19 protein-coding genes are annotated in these 19,015 nt (G+C 68.1%); all 19 read right to left on the reverse strand.

Features of this window, described 5'->3' with window-relative positions:
* Positions 1-313: 313 nt before the first annotated feature.
* The 19 genes from murA to BC102111_RS06785 all read right to left on the reverse strand — a co-directional run bounded on the left by murA (position 314) and on the right by BC102111_RS06785 (position 19,004).
* Positions 314-1,627 (reverse strand): UDP-N-acetylglucosamine 1-carboxyvinyltransferase, encoded by a 1,314-nt coding sequence (murA, locus tag BC102111_RS06695; protein WP_101623870.1) that lies wholly within the window; start codon positions 1,625-1,627, stop codon positions 314-316.
* On the reverse strand, positions 1,627-2,094 hold the full coding sequence (locus tag BC102111_RS06700) for a DUF2550 domain-containing protein (RefSeq protein WP_040340974.1): 468 nt from the start codon (positions 2,092-2,094) through the stop codon (positions 1,627-1,629). Before BC102111_RS06700 ends, murA begins: the two co-directional genes overlap by 1 nt.
* Before the next feature lie 23 nt (positions 2,095-2,117).
* Complete coding sequence (locus BC102111_RS06705) at positions 2,118-2,378, reverse strand: F0F1 ATP synthase subunit epsilon (protein WP_009375325.1); 261 nt, start codon at positions 2,376-2,378, stop codon at positions 2,118-2,120.
* Between the two features lie 3 nt (positions 2,379-2,381).
* Positions 2,382-3,833 carry a F0F1 ATP synthase subunit beta gene (gene atpD, locus BC102111_RS06710; protein ID WP_101623871.1) on the reverse strand — a complete coding sequence of 484 codons (1,452 nt, stop codon included), beginning with the start codon at positions 3,831-3,833 and terminating at the stop codon, positions 2,382-2,384.
* Between the two features lie 27 nt (positions 3,834-3,860).
* On the reverse strand, positions 3,861-4,793 hold the full coding sequence (locus BC102111_RS06715; RefSeq protein WP_009375321.1) for a F0F1 ATP synthase subunit gamma: 933 nt from the start codon (positions 4,791-4,793) through the stop codon (positions 3,861-3,863).
* A 31-nt stretch (positions 4,794-4,824) separates the two neighbouring features.
* Entirely contained in the window at positions 4,825-6,459 is a 1,635-nt protein-coding gene (gene atpA / locus BC102111_RS06720) for a F0F1 ATP synthase subunit alpha (protein ID WP_009375319.1), read from the reverse strand.
* A gap of 84 nt (positions 6,460-6,543) precedes the next feature.
* Positions 6,544-7,350, reverse strand: a complete 807-nt coding sequence (locus BC102111_RS06725; protein WP_101623900.1) for a F0F1 ATP synthase subunit delta — start codon at positions 7,348-7,350, stop codon at positions 6,544-6,546.
* Positions 7,350-7,901 (reverse strand): F0F1 ATP synthase subunit B, encoded by a 552-nt coding sequence (locus BC102111_RS06730; protein WP_009375315.1) that lies wholly within the window; start codon positions 7,899-7,901, stop codon positions 7,350-7,352. Before BC102111_RS06730 ends, BC102111_RS06725 begins: the two co-directional genes overlap by 1 nt.
* 27 nt (positions 7,902-7,928) lie before the next feature.
* Positions 7,929-8,153, reverse strand: a complete 225-nt coding sequence (gene atpE, locus BC102111_RS06735; protein WP_009375307.1) for a F0F1 ATP synthase subunit C — start codon at positions 8,151-8,153, stop codon at positions 7,929-7,931.
* A gap of 80 nt (positions 8,154-8,233) precedes the next feature.
* Entirely contained in the window at positions 8,234-8,980 is a 747-nt protein-coding gene (gene atpB, locus BC102111_RS06740; RefSeq protein ID WP_009375306.1) for a F0F1 ATP synthase subunit A, read from the reverse strand.
* Between the two features lie 263 nt (positions 8,981-9,243).
* The gene (locus tag BC102111_RS06745; protein ID WP_009375304.1) at positions 9,244-9,699 is read right to left on the reverse strand and encodes a Cg1360 family ATP-synthase-associated protein; all 456 of its coding nucleotides are present in this window, start codon (positions 9,697-9,699) and stop codon (positions 9,244-9,246) included.
* Positions 9,696-10,805, reverse strand: a complete 1,110-nt coding sequence (locus BC102111_RS06750) for an MraY family glycosyltransferase (RefSeq protein WP_101623872.1) — start codon at positions 10,803-10,805, stop codon at positions 9,696-9,698. Before BC102111_RS06750 ends, BC102111_RS06745 begins: the two co-directional genes overlap by 4 nt.
* A complete protein-coding gene (locus BC102111_RS06755) occupies positions 10,806-11,456 on the reverse strand; it encodes an L-threonylcarbamoyladenylate synthase (RefSeq protein ID WP_101623873.1) in 651 nt (216 codons plus the stop codon).
* On the reverse strand, positions 11,457-12,410 hold the full coding sequence (gene prmC, locus BC102111_RS06760) for a peptide chain release factor N(5)-glutamine methyltransferase (protein WP_101623874.1): 954 nt from the start codon (positions 12,408-12,410) through the stop codon (positions 11,457-11,459).
* Positions 12,394-13,467 carry a peptide chain release factor 1 gene (gene prfA / locus BC102111_RS06765; protein ID WP_063249734.1) on the reverse strand — a complete coding sequence of 358 codons (1,074 nt, stop codon included), beginning with the start codon at positions 13,465-13,467 and terminating at the stop codon, positions 12,394-12,396. Before prfA ends, prmC begins: the two co-directional genes overlap by 17 nt.
* A gap of 1 nt (position 13,468) precedes the next feature.
* Positions 13,469-15,430: a transcription termination factor Rho gene (gene rho, locus BC102111_RS06770; protein WP_101623875.1), complete on the reverse strand. Its 1,962-nt coding sequence runs from the start codon at positions 15,428-15,430 to the stop codon at positions 13,469-13,471.
* Between the two features lie 243 nt (positions 15,431-15,673).
* On the reverse strand, positions 15,674-16,582 hold the full coding sequence (thrB, locus tag BC102111_RS06775) for a homoserine kinase (protein WP_101623876.1): 909 nt from the start codon (positions 16,580-16,582) through the stop codon (positions 15,674-15,676).
* A complete protein-coding gene (gene thrC, locus BC102111_RS06780) occupies positions 16,579-17,700 on the reverse strand; it encodes a threonine synthase (RefSeq protein WP_180960585.1) in 1,122 nt (373 codons plus the stop codon). Before thrC ends, thrB begins: the two co-directional genes overlap by 4 nt.
* Positions 17,697-19,004, reverse strand: a complete 1,308-nt coding sequence (locus BC102111_RS06785) for a homoserine dehydrogenase (RefSeq protein ID WP_101623877.1) — start codon at positions 19,002-19,004, stop codon at positions 17,697-17,699. The genes thrC and BC102111_RS06785 overlap by 4 nt, the downstream gene beginning before the upstream one ends.
* Positions 19,005-19,015 lie beyond the last annotated feature (11 nt).

The following is a 19,015-nucleotide window of genomic DNA, read 5'->3' on the forward strand; positions in this document are numbered from 1 at the left end:
GTCGGTCCAGGCGCAGCGCGGATAGCCAGTCGTGCAACACCGGCGATCCGCGCTCAGCCTGGAGTGAGCGCCCGGGTGGTGTCGGTCCAGGCGCAGCGCGGATAGCCAGTCGTGCAACACCGGCGATCCGCGCTGAGCCTGGAGTGAGCGTGCGGAAGTGCTGGGAGTGTCGAAAAGTGCTGAAGGGCTTGAACGACGGGCGACCGAGCGAGTGGGCGCTCAGTCGAAGCTGTGACAGGCGGCCCGTTCGCGGGCGCTCAGTCGCCGCCACGTCAGTCGCCGCCACGTGAGTCGCTGCCCCGGGTGACCCCGCTCAGTCGAAGCTGAGACCGTCGGCGCGGGTGACGCGCTCGACGTCGGCGCCGAGCGCCCGGAGCTTGTCGACGAAGCCCTCGTAGCCGCGGTCGATGTGGTCGACGCCGGAGACCTCGGTGACGCCGGAGGCCCTGAGCCCGGCGAGGACGAGCCCGGCACCGGCGCGGATGTCCGAGGCCTCCACCTCGGCGCCGGAGAGCTCCTCGACCCCCGTGACCAGGGCGTGGTTGCCGTCGATCCGGACCTTCGCACCGAGGCGGGCGACCTCCTGGACGAAACGCCACCGGGCCTCGAAGAGGTTCTCCGAGAGCAGGCCGACGCCGTCGGAGACGGAGTTGAGCGCGATGACGAAGGGTTGGAGGTCGGTCGGGAAGCCGGGGAACGGCATCGTCGCGACCCTGATCGCGTGCGGACGCTGCGGCCCGACGACGCGGAACGCGCGCCCGAGCGTCCCGTCGCCGAGTTCGACCTCGCCGAGGTCGTCGACCGTCGCGCCGGCATCGCGGAGTTTGATGGCGACATTGGGCATGATCTCGAGTCCGACACCCCGCACGACGACGTCGCCGGCGCTCAGCGCGGCGGCGAAGGCGTAGGTTCCGGCGACGATCCGGTCCCCGACCGTGCGGTGGTCGACGGGACGCAGTTCGTCGACACCGGTGATGGTGAGCTCCGCCGTCCCGATGCCCTCGATCCGGGCACCCATCTGGACGAGCATGAGGCAGATGTCGACGATCTCCGGTTCCTTCGCGGCGTTGGCGATCGTCGTCGTCCCCTGCGCCAGGGTTGCCGCCATGACGAGGTTCTCGGTGGCACCCACCGACGGGAAGTCGAGCGCGATGTCCGTGCCGGTCAGCCCCGTCGGGGCCTCGGCGACGAAGTAGCCGTGGTCGAGGCGGACCTGGGCGCCGAGCGCCTCGAGCCCGGCCTGGTGCATGTCGAGACCGCGCGAGCCGATCGCATCGCCGCCGGGCAGGGCGACGTGGGCGGCGCGCATCCGCGCGGTCAGCGGGCCGAGGACGGAGATCGAGGCCCGCATCGCGCGGACGAGTTCGTAGTCGGCCTGGATCCCCACCGCGGCGGGGACGTCGATGCTCACGGTGCCGGCGTCGGCATCGTAGTCGACGGTGCAGCCGAGGCGGCTGAGGAGTTCGACCATGATCCTCACGTCGAGGATCGCGGGAACGTTGGTGATCGTCGTGCGTCCCACAGCGAGCAGGCTCGCCGCCATGAGCTTGAGGACGCTGTTCTTCGCGCCCCTGACGTCGACGGTGCCGCGCAGCTGCGTCGGACCGGTCAGGCGGAGGACTTCCATCAGGTGAACCGTCCCATCGTCGGATTGAAGCCGGGCGGCGAGGACTCGAGCCACGAGGCCATCGTCGACAGGGACTCGGTGTCCATCGCCAGGGAGACCGAGCGCGGTCTCCCGTTCGCCTTCCCGTAGGAGCAGTCGACGACGACGGCATCGGGAAGGACGGAGTACTGCTCCCCCGACGTCGGTTTGCGTCGGACGAGGATGTCGAGATCGGCGCGCGGCAGTCTCACGGCCGCGCGCCGGTTGAGGGCGAACACGGGATACCAGTCCAGGGAGGACACGGCGAACACCGCGACGCCCAAACGCCAACGTGGGCGGGAACTGGATTCCTCGCCCACGTTGATGGAGCAGTCGAACGCACCTGACAGCTTGGAGATCGACCTGCGCCTGATCGTCACGACGACGATGAGGGCAAGCGCCAGTCCCACCAACGAGAGCAGAACGATCAGCAGGACAGAAGGGTTCACGTTTGCCAAGTGTAATTGACTGTTCAGAGAAGTTCGGCCTGATCAGCCGCGATGATGACGCGATTGTTCTCGACCGAGAGAAAGCCCCCATCGGCCTGGACCCGGATCGTCTGATCCGAGGTCGTGAGAATCCTCGCCTCACCATCGGCCACGACACCGAGAACGGGTTCGTGACCAGGCAGGATGCCGATCTCGCCTTCCAGGGTGCGGGCGACGACGCGCTTGGCCTCGCCGACCCACACCTCCTGGTCGGCTGCGACGACGTTGACATCGAGGACAGCCATGGCTTACTTCTTCTGCATTTCTTCGTAGTTGCGCATGACATCGTCCATGCCGCCGACGTTGAAGAAGCACTGCTCCGGGATGTAGTCGACCTCGCCGGAGACGATCTTCGCGAAGCCCGCGACGGTGTCGGCGACGGGAACGGTCGAACCCGGAACACCGGTGAACTTCTCAGCGGTGTACGTGTTCTGCGACAGGAACTGCTCGATGCGACGCGCACGGTGGACGACGAGCTTGTCCTCTTCCGAGAGCTCGTCGACGCCGAGGATGGCGATGATGTCCTGCAGCTCCTTGTTCTTCTGCAGGATCGCCTTGACCTCGTTGGCCACGCGGTAGTGCTCCTCACCCACGACGAGCGGGTCGAGGATGCGCGAGGACGAGGTCAGCGGGTCGATCGCGGGGTAGAGACCGCGCGAGGCGATGTCGCGGTTGAGCTCGGTCGTCGCATCGAGGTGGGCGAAGGTCGTCGCCGGAGCCGGGTCGGTGTAGTCGTCGGCCGGGACGTAGATCGCCTGCATCGAGGTGATCGAGTGACCGCGCGTCGAGGTGATGCGCTCCTGGAGCACACCCATCTCGTCGGCGAGGTTGGGCTGGTAGCCCACGGCCGAGGGCATGCGACCCAGCAGGGTCGAGACCTCGGAGCCGGCCTGGGTGAAGCGGAAGATGTTGTCGATGAACAGGAGGACATCCTGGTTCTCGACATCGCGGAAGTACTCCGCCATCGTCAGCCCGGCCAGCGCGACGCGCAGACGCGTGCCCGGCGGCTCGTCCATCTGACCGAAGACGAGAGCGGTGTCACCGAAGACGCCGGCTTCGTCCATCTCGAAGATGAGGTCGTTGCCCTCACGGGTGCGCTCACCGACACCGGCGAACACCGAGGTGCCCGAGTGATTGTGCGCGATGCGGTAGATCATCTCCTGGATGAGGACGGTCTTGCCCACACCCGCGCCGCCGAAGAGGCCGATCTTCCCACCCTGGACGTACGGGGTGAGCAGGTCGATGCTCTTGATGCCGGTCTCGAGGACCTCCTGCTTCGACTCGAGTTCGTCGAAGGCCGGAGCCGGACGGTGGATCGGCCAGCGCGCCTTGATGTCGAGCGTCTCACCCTCGGCGAGGTTGAGGCAGTCGCCGGTCGTGTTCCACACGTGCCCCTTGGTGACGTCGCCGACGGGCACCGTGATCGGCGAACCGGTGTCGGTGACCTCCTGGCCGCGGACGAGTCCATCGGTCGGCTGCAGGGAGACGGCGCGGACGATGCCGTTGCCGAGGTGGAGGCTGGTCTCGAAGGTGAGCTTGCGCGTTCCCTCGGCGAGTTCCACGGTCGTGGTCAGGGCGTTGTAGATCTCCGGCACGGAATCGAGCGGGAACTCGACGTCGACGACCGGGCCGATGACCCGGGAAATGCGACCGAGGGCTGTGCCCTGTGCCGGGGAGTTATCCGTAACTGTGGCAGTCATGGTCTCTTTCTTCTCTGCTCGTACCGGTCAGTCGCCGGCTGCCGATGCCGCAAGGGCGTCGGCCCCACCGACGATCTCGGTGAGTTCCTGGGTGATTTCCGCCTGACGGGCCGTGTTGGCCAGCCGGGTGTAGGTCTTGATGAGGTCGTCGGCGTTGTCCGTCGCCGTCTTCATCGCCGCCTGACGCGATGCCTGCTCCGAGGCCGAGGCCGAGAGCAGCGCCGAGAGGATCCGCGAGTCGATGTACCGCGGCAGGAGGGCGTCGAGGACGGCCTCCGCGCTCGGCTCGAACTCGTAGAGCGGCATGCTGCCCGCACCTGAGGATCCCGACGCAGTCGCCGAGGTGGTCGCCTCGTCGGCGTCGACGACCTCGAGGGGCAGCAGACGCCGGTACTCCGGGTCGTGCTTGACCGAGGAGACGAACCGCGTGAAGACCATGTAGATCTCCTGCACTCCGCCGTTGTCGGCATCCGCCTCGAACGCCTTGAGCAGCGCTTCGCCGATCCTCCGGGCGTCTTCGGCGGTCGGGTTCTCGGAGAACCCGGTCCAGGCCTCGACGATCGGACGATCACGGAACGTGTAGTAGCTCTCAGCCTTGCCGCCGACCGTGAAGAGTGCGACCTCTTTGCCCTCCTGGCCCAACAGCCGCACGAGCTCTTCGGCCTCACGGATGAGGTTGGCGGAATAGGCTCCGGCGAAGCCCCGGTCCGGACCGATGACGAGCACCGCCGCGCGGGTGACATGGTCCGGTTCCGTCGTGAGCACATGATCGACGTCGGACTCGCTGGCGACAGCCGAGACGGCGCGGGTCAGCGCGTTGGCATACGGGCTGGCCGCCTGCGAACGCGCGATCGCCTTCTGGATCCGGGACGCGGCGATGAGCTCCATGGCCTTGAAGATCTTCCTCAAGGACTGAGTCGAGCGGATCTTCTGTTTGAAGACCCTCTGCTGGGCTCCCATCAGTTCTTCCTTTCGCCGTTACAGACGCGCCTCAACGCTTCTGCCGAACGATCTGCTCCTGCTCGACCTCATCGGACGAGGCCACGGACGAGTCCTCGGTGCCCGCGCGCGAACCCTGGTTCTCGTCGGCGACCCAGTTCTCGTTGAACTCCTTGAGCGCCTTCTCGAGCTGCTCGCGGACGTCGTCCTCGAGCTTCTTGGTCTCGCGGATGACCGTGAGGATCTCGGTCTTGCGTTCGAGGGTGTCGAGCAGTTCGGCCTCCCAGCGCAGGACGTCGTCGACGGCGATATCGTCGAGGTAGCCGTTGGTGCCGGCGAAGATCGACACGGTCTGCTTCTCGAACGGCATCGGCGAGTACTGGGGCTGCTTGAGCAGCTCCATGAGCCGAGCGCCGCGGGCGAGGTCGCGCTTGGTCGCATCGTCGAGGTCGGAGGCGAACATCGCGAACGCCTCGAGCGAACGGTACTGCGCGAGCGAGAGCTTGAGCGTACCGGAGACGCTCTTGAGCGCCTTGGTCTGCGCGGCACCGCCGACTCGGGAGACCGAGACGCCGACGTCGACAGCGGGACGCTGACCGGAGTTGAACAGATCCGACTGGAGGAAGATCTGTCCGTCGGTGATCGAGATGACGTTGGTCGGGATGAACGCGCCGACGTCGTTGGCCTTGGTCTCGATGATCGGCAGACCGGTCATCGATCCGGCACCAAGGGCGTCGGAGAGCTTCGCACAGCGCTCGAGGAGGCGCGAGTGAAGGTAGAAGACGTCACCCGGGTAGGCTTCGCGGCCCGGCGGGCGGCGGAGCAGGAGGGAGACGGCGCGGTAGGCCTCGGCCTGCTTCGAGAGGTCGTCGAAGACGATGAGGACGTGCTTGCCGTTGTACATCCAGTGCTGGCCTATGGCCGAACCGGAGTAGGGGGCGAGGTACTTGAAGCCGGCCGGGTCGGACGCCGGAGCGGAGACGATCGTCGTGTACTCGAGCGCGCCGTTCTCTTCGAGAGCGCGGCGGACGTTGGCGACGGTCGAGCCCTTCTGGCCGACGGCGACGTAGATGCAGCGGACCTGCTGCGAGGGGTCGCCGGTGGCCCAGGCGTCACGCTGGTTGATGATCGTGTCGATCGCCAGAGCGGTCTTACCGGTCTTGCGGTCGCCGATGATGAGCTGACGCTGACCGCGGCCGATCGGGATCATGGCGTCGACGGCCTTGTATCCGGTCTGGAGCGGCTGGCGGACTTCCTGGCGGTCCATGACGCCCGGCGCCTGGAGCTCGAGCTCACGACGTCCTTCGGTCTCGACCTCACCGAGGCCGTCGAGCGGACGACCGAGCGGGTCGACGACGCGGCCGAGGTAGCCGTCGCCGACGGGGATCGAGAGGACCTCACCGGTGCGGTAGACGTCCTGCTCCTCGGCGATGCCTGCGAAGTCGCCGAGGACGACGACGCCGATCTCGCGCTCGTCGAGGTTCTGGGCCAGACCCAGAGTGCCGTCTTCGAACCGGAGGAGCTCGTTGGCCATGGTGCCCGGCAGACCCGAGACGTGGGCGATGCCGTCACCAGCGGTGACGACCTTGCCGACCTCGGTCTTCTCCGAGCTCTCGGGGTTGTACGACTCAACGAACTTCCCCAGAGCGTCCCGGATCTCCTCCGGGCGAATTGTCAGTTCCGCCATTGTGGTTTCCCTGCTTCCTTTACTCAGAACGTGTGTCCGGCGACCGGGGGGCCGCCTGTGCCGCCGGATCTGCCGGCTGGCGAATCAGCTTGCGAGTTTGCGCTGGACCTCTGCGAGGCGATCCGCAATGGTCGAATTCATCACCTCGTCGCCCACCTGCACCCGGACGCCCCCGATGACCTCGGGATCGACCTGGACGTTGAGGACGAGTTCGCGACCGTAGTTCTTCGCCAGAGCAGCGGCGAGACGCTCGGTCTGCTGCTGGCTCAGCGGCGCGGCCACGGTGACCTCGGCGACGGAACGCTGCTGGCGAGCGGCGAGGATGTCGCTGAAGTGGTCGAGCGCGATCGCCACGCGAAGTCCGCGAGGGTGCACCGCAGCGTGGTCGACGAGGGTGACCGTGTCGGGCTCGGCCCGACCTGCGAGCAGATCGGCCACGAGGGCGCGCTTCGCGTCGGCACCGGCATCGGAGTCGAGTGCGCGGGCGAGCTCATGGTCGGACTCGAGGAGTCGGGCGAAGCGGAAGAGCTCCTCTTCGACCTGACCGAGCTGGCCGACCTCCTGCGCAGCCGCGGCGATCGCCGTGACGCCGGCGACCTCGAGGCTGGTGACGAAGTCCTGCGTGCGCGCCCAGCGCTGAGACACGGCCACCGAGGCGATGCGCAGCGCCGCCTCGGGGATCTGAGCGCCGAACACGGCCTGCAGCAGACCCTGCTTCTTCTCCGCGGGCTCCGAGGAGTCCGCGAGTGCCTTGCGCAGGCCGAGGTTGTCGGCGAGGACGCCGACGACGCCGAGCAGCGACTGCCCGATCTCGCGTGCGTTGCCGCCCGAGATCTCAGCGTTCGCCGCTTCGAGAACGGCCTGCAGGGAGACTCTGCTCGACTGGAGCATCACGCCCCCTTGACCGGCTGGCCGGACGACTGCGTTTCGAGATCGGCGATGAAGCGATCGACGACGCCAGCGGAGCGCTGGTCATCGGTGAGCGATTCGCCGACGATGCGCGATGCGAGATCCGTGGCGAGCGTACCCACCTCGGAGCGCAGCTGCACCATGGCCGACTGGCGTTCGGCATCGATCTGCGTCTGTGCCTGCGCGATGATGCGGTCAGCCTCGCTGTGAGCCTGGGCCTTCATCTCGGCGATGATCTGGGCGCCCTCTTCCTGAGCCTCGGCGCGCAGCCGTGCGGCTTCCGCACGACCGTCGGCGAGCTGCTTCTGATATTCGGCCAGAGCCTGATCGGCTTCGGCCTGCACCTTCTCAGCCTTCTCAATGCCACCCTGGATGCGCGCAGCGCGCTCGTCGAGGGTCTTGTTGAAGGCGGGGAGGACGTACTTCCAGACAACCAGGAAGACGATCAGCAGACAGACGGCACTCCAGACGATGTCATACAGCGCGGGGAGAAGCGGATTCTCAGACGCTGCAACGATTTGTACCGGAGTCATCGTTTAGTCCTCTTCGGATCTGTCGGATCAGGGCAGGAAGAACGGGGTGGCGATGCCGATGAGGGCCAGCGCCTCGATCAGGGCGATACCGAGGAACATGTTTCCGCGGAGCGTGCCGGCCATCTCGGGCTGGCGAGCGGTTCCCTCGATGGTCTTGCCGATGACGATGCCGACGCCGATACCGGGGCCGATGGCGGCGAGGCCGTATCCGACGGTGGCGATACTGCCGTTGACTTCAGCGAGCATATCCATAGGATGCTTTTCCTTTCATATGGCGGTCGGGGGGTTGGCCCGACCTTGTAACACCTGGGTTACAGACTCAGAGGGACGACTCAGTGGTCGTCCGAGATGGCGGCGTTGATGTACACGCACGAGAGCAGGGCGAAGATGTAGGCCTGGAGGACGACGACCAGCATCTCAAGGAGGAAGACGAAGAATCCGCCGGCGAAGGTGAGGATCGCGAAGAACTGGAAGCCGTTGCTCGCGTCGAAGAGGAAGAAGCTCGTCGCGGAGAAGCAGAGGACGAGGAGGAGGTGGCCGACCATCATGTTCGCGAAGAGTCGGATCGCGAGCGTGAACGGCTGCGTGACGAACTTCGTGATGAACTCGATCGGGATGAGGAGGATGTGCATCGGCCACGGAACGCCCGGAAGGATGAGCGCGTCCTTGAGGTAGCCGCCGAGGCCCTTCTGCGCGATGCCCGCCCAGTGGTAGGTGATGTAGACGACTGCGGTGAGCACGATCGGCAGACCGATGACGCCGGAGGCGGGCATGTTGAGGAACGGAATGAGCTTCGTGACGTTCCAGAAGAGGACGCCGAAGAAGATCGCCACGATGAGCGGCATGAACTTCTTCGCCTTCTCCTTGCCCATCGTGTCCTCGGCGATGCCGACGGTGACGAACTCCATCGCGAGCTCCATGGCCGACTGGAAGCGGCCCGGGATGAGCTTCATCCGCTTCGCCCAGATCGCGAGGACGACGACGACGGCGATCGTCGCGAGGATGCGGATGAGCATCACGCGGTTCATCTCGAACGGCGTACCGACGAAGGCGAACGGTGCGGGAAAGAACTCCGCCATGGAAGGGGCCTTGAAACCGCCTTCAGCGGCTTGGATCATTGTCTGCGCGGCGTTGAGTGTACCCACGTTTATGTTTCTCTCCCATGGTCATTGGCCCAAGATGGCCTGGCCTTCGGCTGCGCGATGAGTGCGCGGCGAGCGGTTCAGGAGCGACATGGAGCGACACGGCTCCAGCACCGGAACTACTCTACCAATGGTAGAGAGCGCCGACAAATCCATGGATCTGCGCTGTGCGAACCCTGGCAGCCCCCTGTCGCCGGTGTTCAGCGGCCCGTGCCCGCCTCGGGATCGACGTAGGGCACACGGCCTCTGACGACAGTGAGCGCTTCGACGAGCGAGGATCCGATGACGGCGACGACGATCGTCGCGAACGCCACCGTGCCGTCGAGCCACGCCGCGTCCTTGAGCCGCCAGATGACGATCATGAAGACGAACGCCTTGAAGAGGAAGCCCATGCCGAGGAAGCCGGCGATCGCGGTCAGGCCCATATTGCGCCCGACGTACATGATGACGAGGGTGACGATGATGAAGATCGCTGCCAGTCCCCCGCCGACCGCTCCTCCGGCGAAGCCGCGGGGTCCGGCGACGAGCCATCCGATGCCCATGCCGCCTGCCGCGACGACGGCGACGAGGATCGCCCCGCGGATGAGCATCGTCCTCCACACGCGGGTCCAGGCGGCCTGGACCGCGGTCTCCTCTGCAGGCTGTCGATCGGTCACGAGATCTCCTCTCGGGCATGGCGGCGGATCCGCAGCGGGTAGAACGTGAAGACGAGGGTGATGGCGAAGAGCGTGCCGATGATCGCGATGACGAGCAGCGCCGGCACGAGGAGGAGCATGACCGAGCCGAAGGCGATGAGCGCCGTCCACGTGTAGAGGATGAGGACGGCCCGGGCGTGTGAGTGGCCGAGCCGGAGCATCCGGTGGTGGAGGTGCTTGGCATCGGCGGAGAACGGCGACTGTCCTGCCATGAGCCTGCGCACGACGGCGAGGCCGAGGTCGAGCAGCGGCAGGAACATCACGGCGACGGGAAGGATGATCGGCAGGTACGTCGCGAAGACGCGCTCCTGGCCGATGAGCGCGGGATCGACCTGACCGGTGACCCGGATCGTCGAGGCGGCCAGCAGGAGTCCGATGAGCATCGACCCCGAATCGCCCATGAAGATGCGGGCGGGATTGAAGTTGTGCGGGAGGAAACCGAGGCACGCACCGACGAGGATGGCGATGATGAGCGAGGCGAGGTTCGCGTACGAGTCCGGCGAGGCGTCGGTGGCCAGCCAGTACGAGTAGATGAAGAACGCGCTGCCGCCGATCGCAACGACGCCCGCGGCGAGACCGTCGAGGCCGTCGACGAAGTTCACGGCGTTGATCGTCACGAGGACGACGAGGATGGTGATGATGATCGACATCCGCGGAGAGCCGATGATCACTCCGCCGAAGGGGATCGAGAGCAGGGCGACGCCGTTGATCGCCATGAAGCCGGCGGCCAGCGCCTGCCCGGCGAGCTTCGTGATCCAGTGCAGGTCCCAGATGTCGTCGATGACGCCGAGGATGCACAGCAGCGCCGCGGCGCCCGCCACGCCGATGATCGGCCCCATGTCCACGAAGATCCGGGCGAGGAACGGAGTCTGGGAGGCGAAGACGAGGCCGACGACGACAGCACCGAACATCGCGACCCCGCCCAGCCTCGGCGTGGGAACGGAGTGGACGTCGCGTTCGCGCAGGGGCGAGAAGATCAGTCCTCGTTCGGCGACTCTCCGGACCATGGGCGTGAGCAGGTACGCCACCAGTGCGGAGACGACGAGGATGAAGAGGTAGGCGCGCACTCAGCCGTCCAGGTCAGCAAGGTCGGGGATGATCTCGCGCAGCTCCTCGGCGCTGATCGGTCCCCGGCGGACGATGCGGGGGACGTCCCCGGAGAGGTCGACGATCGTCGACGACTGACCGGAGGTGCGCTCTCCCCCGTCGAGGTAGATCTCGACGTCGGTGCCGAGCATGTCCTGGGCCTCGTCGGCGGTCGTCGCCGCGGGTCTGCCGGAGAGGTTCGCGCTCGAGACCGCGAGCGGACCGGTGCGCGAGAGCAGGGCGAGGGCGTGCTCGTCGTCGGGCATGCGCACGGCGACGGTGCCGTGGGTCTCCCCGAGATCCCAGTCGAGGGAGGGCTGAGCCGCGGCGATGATCGTCAGCGGTCCCGGCCAGAACCGCGCGGTGAGCGCGAGCACGGTCTCATCGACGCCGTCGACGAGTCCGAATACTGTCTCCGACCTCGGCACGAGCACCGGAGGCGGCATGTCCCGTCCGCGTCCCTTCGCGGCGAGCAGGGCCGCGACGGCGGAGGCGTTGAAGGCATCGGCTGCGATCCCGTAGACCGTGTCGGTGGGGATGACGAGGAGGTTCCCCGCCTCGACCACGCGGGCGCACTCGTCGAGGACGAGGTCGCGGATGTCGGCCTGGGTGACGTCGAATCGACGGGACACTCATTCTCCGTTTCTCATCGGGGACGCCGCGGAGTCGCGACGGGCCACCGTATAGCGGTCGCGTCCAGTGTAGTCCGGGAACGTGGCCGCCCCGCTCAGCCCCGGCGTGCCGGCGACGATCTCGCGCACCCCGGCCCCCTGGTCCTCGGCGTGCTCCATGACGAAGAGACCGCCCGGCCGCAGCAGCACCACCGCCTGCGCGATGAGGAGGGCGGGCAGCTCGAGTCCCGAGGCGCCCCCGTAGAGAGCGGCCGCGGGATCGTGATCGCGGACCTCGGGATCGCGGGGAACGGCGGCGTCGGGGACATACGGCGGGTTCGTCACGACGACGTCGACGGTGCCGGCGAGTTCCGGGTGATCGACTGCCACCGTCGTCGCGTCCCCGGCGAGGAGGTCGACGGTCGAGGCGCCGAGGTCGAAATCGACGAGATTCGACTGCGACCACGACAGCGCGGGAGCCTCACGTTCGATGCCGATGACGCGGACCCCGGGGTGTTCGAGCGCGACGGACAGGGCGATCGCTCCCGAGCCCGAGCAGAGGTCGACGACGAGCGGGGGTGCCCCATCGTCGCCGTGCGCGAGGTGATCGAGGACCTCGGTGACGAGGAGTTCGGTCTCCGGTCGGGGGACGAAGACGCCGGGACCGACCCGCAGGCTCAGGCGGCGGAAGTGGGCGACTCCGGTGAGGTGCTGGAGCGGGATGCGGCGCGCGCGTTCGGCGACGAGGCGGGCGAAACCGGCGGCGACCTCGGCCGGCACGGCGTCTGAGAAGAGGCGCCTGCGGGAGAGGTCTGTCTCGTCGACCTCCCACGCATGGGCGAGCAGCGCGGCGGCATCGGCGTCCGGCGAGGGGACGCCGGCCTCGGTGAGGACGCGCACTCCTGCCCTGAGCAGGGTGGGAACGTCCTGTTCGACCGCGCGGGTGCTCGGGTCCAGCTCAGTCTCCCAGGGCATCGAGTCGTGCGGCACGGTCGGCGTCGCGGTTCGAGCCGACGACGGGGTCGAGGTCCCCGGCGAGGACCTGATCGAGGTTGTACGCCTTGAAGCCGGTGCGGTGGTCGGTGATGCGGTTCTCCGGGAAGTTGTACGTCCGGATCCGCTCGGAGCGGTCGACGGTGCGCACCTGCGAACGGCGGATGTCAGCGGCCTCCGCCGCCGCCTCCTCGGCCTGCTTGGCCAGGATCCGGGCGCGCAGCATCCGCAGGGCCGCCTCCTTGTTCTGCAGCTGCGACTTCTCGTTCTGGCAGCTCGCGGTGATGCCCGTGGGCAGGTGGGTGATGCGCACGGCCGAATCGGTCGTGTTCACCGACTGCCCGCCCGGTCCCGAGGACCGGTAGACGTCGATGCGCAGCTCGTTCTCCTCGAGGCGGACCTCTTCGGGCTCGTCGACCTCGGGGAAGACGAGGACTCCCGCCGCCGAGGTGTGGATGCGTCCCTGGGACTCCGTGACGGGCACGCGCTGGACCCGGTGGACGCCGCCTTCGAACTTCAGCCACCCGTAGGCGCCGTCGTCGCCGGCCTTGACGGCGAGGGTGACGTCCTTGTAGCCGCCGAGGTCGGAGTGCGTGGCGGTGAGGATCTGCGAGGACCAGCCGTGGGAGTCGATCCAGCGCTGGTACATCCGCAGCAGGTCCCCGGCGAAGAGCGCGGACTCGTCGCCGCCCTCCCCCGCCTTGATCTCGACGATCGCGTCACGGGCGTCGTCGGGGTCGCGGGGAACGAGGAGATCGCGGAGTTCGGCCTCGGCCTCGGCCTGCTCGGTGCGCAGGCGCTCGGCCTCGGCGGCAAGGTCGGGATCCTCGGCGCTGAGCTCCTCGGCGGCGGCGAGGTCGTCGCCGAGGGCATCGACGCGCTTGGCGGCGGCGACGATGCGGTCGAGTTCGGAGTACCTGCGGGTGAGCTTCCGGGCCCGGCCGGCATCAGCGTGCACGGCCGGGTCGGAGAGCTCCTCGGACAGCCTCGCATGCTCGTCGACGAGCATGCTCACACTGGCCCTGAGGCTGTCAGTCATCTCAGTGTTCGTCGGTCGAGGACTTCGGCAGCGGCGTCGTCTTCTGCACCTGCATGAGGAACTCGGCGTTCGAGCCGGTCTCCTTGAGCTTGGACATGAGGAGTTCGACGGCCTGCTGCTGCTCGAGACCCGAGAGGAGGCGGCGCAGGCGCCACATCACCTTGGTCTCCTCCGGCGTCATGAGCATCTCCTCGCGACGCGTCGACGAGGCGTTGACGTCGACGGCCGGGAAGATGCGCTTGTCCGCGAGCTGGCGGGACAGACGCAGCTCCATATTGCCGGTGCCCTTGAACTCCTCGAAGATCACCTCGTCCATCTTCGAGCCCGTCTCGACGAGCGCGGTGGCGAGGATCGTCAGGGAGCCGCCGCCTTCGATGTTGCGGGCGGCGCCGAAGAACTTCTTCGGCGGGTAGAGCGCGTTCGCGTCGACACCACCGGAGAGGATGCGGCCCGAGGCCGGCTGCGCGATGTTGTACGCCCGGCCCAGGCGCGTGATGTTGTCGAGGAGGACGACGACGTCGGAGCCCATCTCGACGAGGCGCTTGGCGCGCTCGATGGCGAGTTCGGCGATCGTCGTGTGGTCGTCGGCGGGACGGTCGAAGGTCGAGGCGATGACCTCGCCCTTGACGGCGCGCTGCATGTCCGTGACCTCTTCGGGGCGTTCGTCGACGAGGACGACCATGAGGTGGACTTCCGGATTGTTCTCCGTGATCGCGTTGGCGACCTGCTGCATGATCGTCGTCTTGCCGGCCTTGGGCGGGGCGACGATGAGGCCGCGCTGGCCCTTGCCGATCGGCGTGACGAGATCGATGAGGCGCGTCGACTGGAGCTTCGAGGTGGTCTCGAGGCGCAGACGCTCCTGCGGGTAGAGGGGCGTGAGCTTCGAGAACTCGACGCGGCCCTTCGCATCGTCGACGCTCAGTCCGTTGACCGAGTCGAGGCGGACGAGGGCGTCGAACTTCTCACGCTTGCCCCCGCGCTCGTTCTCCCGCGGCTGACGGATCGCGCCGGCGACGGCGTCGCCCTTGCGCAGACCGTTCTTGCGCACCATCGAGGCCGAGACGTAGACGTCGTTGGGCCCGGGCAGGTAGCCCGAGGTGCGGAGGAAGGCGTAGTTGTCGTGGACGTCGAGGATGCCGCCGACGGGGATGAGGACGTCGTCGCTGCGGATCTCCGGCTCATCGCCGCCGCGTCCGCGGCGCTTGCGATCCCGTCCGCGACCGCGGCGGCCGCCGCGCTCGTCATCGTCGCGGTTGCGACGGTCGTTGTCGCGCCGGTCGTTGTCACGACGGTCGTTGCGATTGCCGCGGTCGTCGCCGCGGTCATCGCCCTCGCCCTGACGGCCGCGACGGTCATTGCCGCCCCGCTCGCCCTTGCGGTCGTTGTCACGGTCGCCCTTGCGGTCCTCGCCCCGGCGGTCGTTGTCCCGGCGGTCGTTGTCGCGGTCGCCCTTGCGGTCGTCGCCGCGGCGGTCGTCGTCACCGCGGCGGCCTCGACGGTTTCCGCGCTCAGCGGAATCGTCACGCGCCTCGGCGGACTGCGTCTCGGCCTCGGCGTCACCGCCGCGGGAGCGCGAACGGCTCCGGCGGCTGCGCTGGCGGTCCTGACCCTGCTCGTCGCCCTCGGGCGCCTGGGTCTCGGTCTCGGTGCGGGCCTCGGGGGCGGTCGCCTCGGCGGACTGCGCGTCCTCGGTCTGCTGATCCGCGCGAGAGGCGGAGGCGGCGCTGCGGCGCGCGGGACGGCGGGAGCGCTTGGCGTCCTCGGTGGTCTCGGCCGGAGCCGAGTCGGCGGCGGGCGCGTTCGAGCCGCCCTGGTTGTTGATGGCGTCGATGAGTTCGCCCTTGCGAAGTCGACGGTATCCTTTGATTCCCATTCCGGCTGCCATCTCCTGCAGCTGGGGAAGGCGCAGAGCGGTCAGACTGCCGGTGCGCGGTGTGGAATCCGGGGTTGTGGTTTCAGACACGAAGGTCCTTCTCCCTCATTCGGCCGTGCGGCAAGAGCCGTAGTCCCACGGCGACGGAAACACCCTTGACGGTGCATTGTGAAAGTCGTCCTGCTAAAGACTGAGCAGGAGATGTTCCAGAAGAATCGATGTGGAGTCCGCGGCGACTGCCGCGGAAGTCCGCTCATCGGAGGAACACCGTTCAGTCTACCCGCAGCGAGCCGATCTTGCGAATCCCGTCTCACGCGAGTTCTGTGTCGTGTCTCACACGACGTCGGCGATGCGGCAGCCCTCCTCATCGATGTCGACGGTGAGGATGCGCACGCCGGGCGGGACCGCCTCGGCGGGAACGGATTCGGTGAGCGCGAGCACGGTCGGCCCGGCTCCGGAGATCACCGCGGGGATCCCGCGGGAGCGCAGGGCGTCGACGAGGTCCATCGAGCCCGGGTAGGCCGATCGGCGGGCCTCCTGGTGGAGGCGATCGACGGTCGCGTCGAACAGGGCGTCCCGGTCCTCGGTGAGCGCATGGACGAACAGGCCCGTGCGCGCAGCGTTCTCCGCGGCGACGGCATGGTCGACGACCGCGGGGATGGCGCCGCGGGCGGTGAGCGTGTCCAGCCGCTCCTCGGGCACGAGAACTGTGACCGCAGACAGCGTGCGCACGGGGACGTTCCATGCCCGCGCGGGATCCGAGAGGGAGATCGTCAGTCCCCCGAAGATCGCCGGCGCCGCGTTGTCGGGATGCCCCTCGATCACGGCGGCGCGCTCGAGGATCTCCTCCGGGGTCAGCCCCCGCCCTCCGGCCGCCTCGGCGAGCCTGCCGGCCAGGGCGATGCCCGCGACCACGGCCGCTGCCGAGGACCCCAGTCCCCTAGAATGCGGAATCCGGTTGGTGCATTCGAGCGTGATCCTCGGCAGCAGCTCCGCGTGGGCGTCCGGGGCGATCTCGGCGAGCACCTCGCGGAGGACTGAGACGATGAGATGGGAACCGTCCCGGGGCAGCTCGGCGGCGCTCTCCCCGGTGATCGTGACGACGGCGGTCGGATCGACCGGGGCGTCGTGGACGGTGAGTTCGAGGGTGTCGACGAGGCCGAGGGCGAGGCCGAACGAGTCGTAGCCGGGGCCGAGGTTCGCCGAGGTCGCCGGCACCTCGATCCGCAGACGCCGGATCACTCGTCCTCAAGCCCGAGTGCGCGGGCGGCGCTGACGGCGTCGACCGGCACGCGCACCGGTTCGATCTCCGACCCGTCAGCGGTGTGCAGCGCCCAGCTCGGGTCCTTGAGACCGTGGCCGGTGACGGTGACGGCGATCCGTGCGCCGGCCGGGACCCCGCCCGCCTCCGACATCTTGAGCAGACCCGCCACCGAGGCGGCCGACCCGGGTTCGACGAAGATCCCCTCCTCACGCGAGAGGACCTTGTGCGCGGCGAGGATCTCCTCGTCGGTGACCGAGTCGATGAGTCCGCCCGAGGCGTCGCGGGCCTCGATCGCCCGATCCCAGCTGGCGGGGTTGCCGATGCGGATCGCCGTGGCGATCGTGTCCGGATCGGTCACGGGGTGGCCGAGGACGAGCGGGGCCGCTCCGGCGGCCTGGAAGCCCCACATCTGCGGCAGGCGCGTCGAGACGCCGATCCCGTGGTACTGGTGGTAGCCCTTCCAGTACGCGGTGATGTTGCCGGCGTTGCCGACGGGCAGGACGTGGATGTCGGGGGCGTCGCCGAGGACGTCGACGACCTCGAAGGACGCCGTCTTCTGGCCCTCGATGCGGTCGGGGTTGACGGAGTTGACGAGGTGGACGGGGTAGGACTCGGAGAGCTTCCGGCACAGGGTGAGGCAGTCGTCGAAGTTCCCGTCGACCTCGAGCAGCGTCGCCCCGTGGGCGACGGCCTGGCTCATCTTCCCCGGCGCGATCCTGCCCGCGGGCACGAGCACGGCGCACGTGAGGCCCGCCTTCGTCGCGTACGCGGCCGCCGAGGCGGAGGTGTTGCCCGTCGATGCGCAGATCACGGCCTTCGCCCCGTGCGCCTTCGCCTTCGTGATCGCCATCGTCATCCCGCGGTCCTTGAACGATCCGGTCGGGTTGAGGCCTTCGTACTTGACCCACACCTCGGCGCCGGTCATCGCACTGAGCTTCTGCGCGCGGATGAGCGGAGTTCCGCCCTCTCCGAGGGTGACAGACGGGATGTCGGCGGCGATGTCGAGCAGGCTGCGGTATTCGTCGATGACGCCCTGCCACTGGTGGCGGGGGTACTGGCTGTTCGTCACAGGGGTCTGGTCCTTCGTCTCGCTCACTGGCCCTCCGCCCGGATGACGGAGGCGACTGCGCGCACCACGTCGAGGTCGCCGAGGCGGTCGACCGTGCGTGAGAGCGCAGCGTCGGTGTTCTCATGGGTGGCCAGCACGAGCTTCGCGTGCTGGATCCCCTCATCGTCGACCTCGCCGATGGTCTGGCGCATGAGCTCGATCGACGCACCCTCGTCGGCGAAGACCTCGGAGACCGCGGCGAGCACGCCGGGACGGTCGACGACGTCGAGGGTGATGTGGTAGCGGGTGGTGATGGCCGAGATCGGCAGCACCCTGCGTTCGGGGTGGAAGGGGCGTTCGTACTGTCCGCGCCCGCCGAGCACCTTGCGCCGGGCGACGGAGACGACGTCGCCGAGCACCGCCGAGGCGGTCGGGGCTCCCCCGGCCCCCTGGCCGTAGAACATCAGCGACCCTGCGGCCTCGGCCTCGACGAACACGGCGTTGAACGCTCCGTGGACGGAGGCGAGCGGGTGGATGCGCGGCAGCAGCGCCGGGTAGACCCGCGCGGAGAGTCCCGCACCGGCCGGTGAGTCCGTGACGCGTTCGCACACGGCGAGCAGCTTGATGACGAAGCCCTGGTCCTTCGCCGTCTCGACCATCTCCGCGGTGATGCCGGTGATGCCCTCGACGTGGACGTCGTCGATCGTCACCGGTGCGTGGAAGGCGAGGGAGGAGAGGATCGCGGCCTTGGCAGCGGCATCGTGACCGCCGATGTCCGCTGTCGGGTCGGCTTCGGCGTATCCGAGCTCCTGCGCCGAGGCCAGGGCTGCGTCGAAGTCCCAGCCCTGCGAGTCCATCTGGTCGAGGATGTAGTTCGTCGTGCCGTTGACGATGCCCATGATCCGATCGATCCGGTCTCCCGCGAGCGAGTCGCCGACGGGGCGGATGATCGGGATCGCTCCGGCCACGGCCGCTTCGTGCTCGAGGCGGACCTCGGAGTCGTCGGCGGAGGCCATGAGTTCGCCGTAGGCGGCGGCGAGCAGCGCCTTGTTCGCGGTGACGACGGACGAGCCCTGGGCGAGTGCACGGGTGATGAGCGTCTTCGCGGGCTCGATGCCGCCCATGAGCTCGATGACGATGTCCGCACCGTCGATCGCCGCCTCGGCGTCGGTGGTGAGCACGCTCGCATCGACACCGGGCCGCTCCTTGTCCGGGTCGCGGACGACGACCGCGGTGAGCACGAGCGGAGCGCCGATGCGCTCCTCGAGCGCCTCAGCCCGCGACTGGAGTCGGGCGGCGACTTCCGAGCCGACGACTCCGCATCCGAGCATGGCGACTTTCAAAGGCTGCATGGCTCACTCTC

The organism is Brevibacterium casei CIP 102111, assembly GCF_900169275.1.
GTDB lineage: Bacteria > Actinomycetota > Actinomycetes > Actinomycetales > Brevibacteriaceae > Brevibacterium > Brevibacterium casei.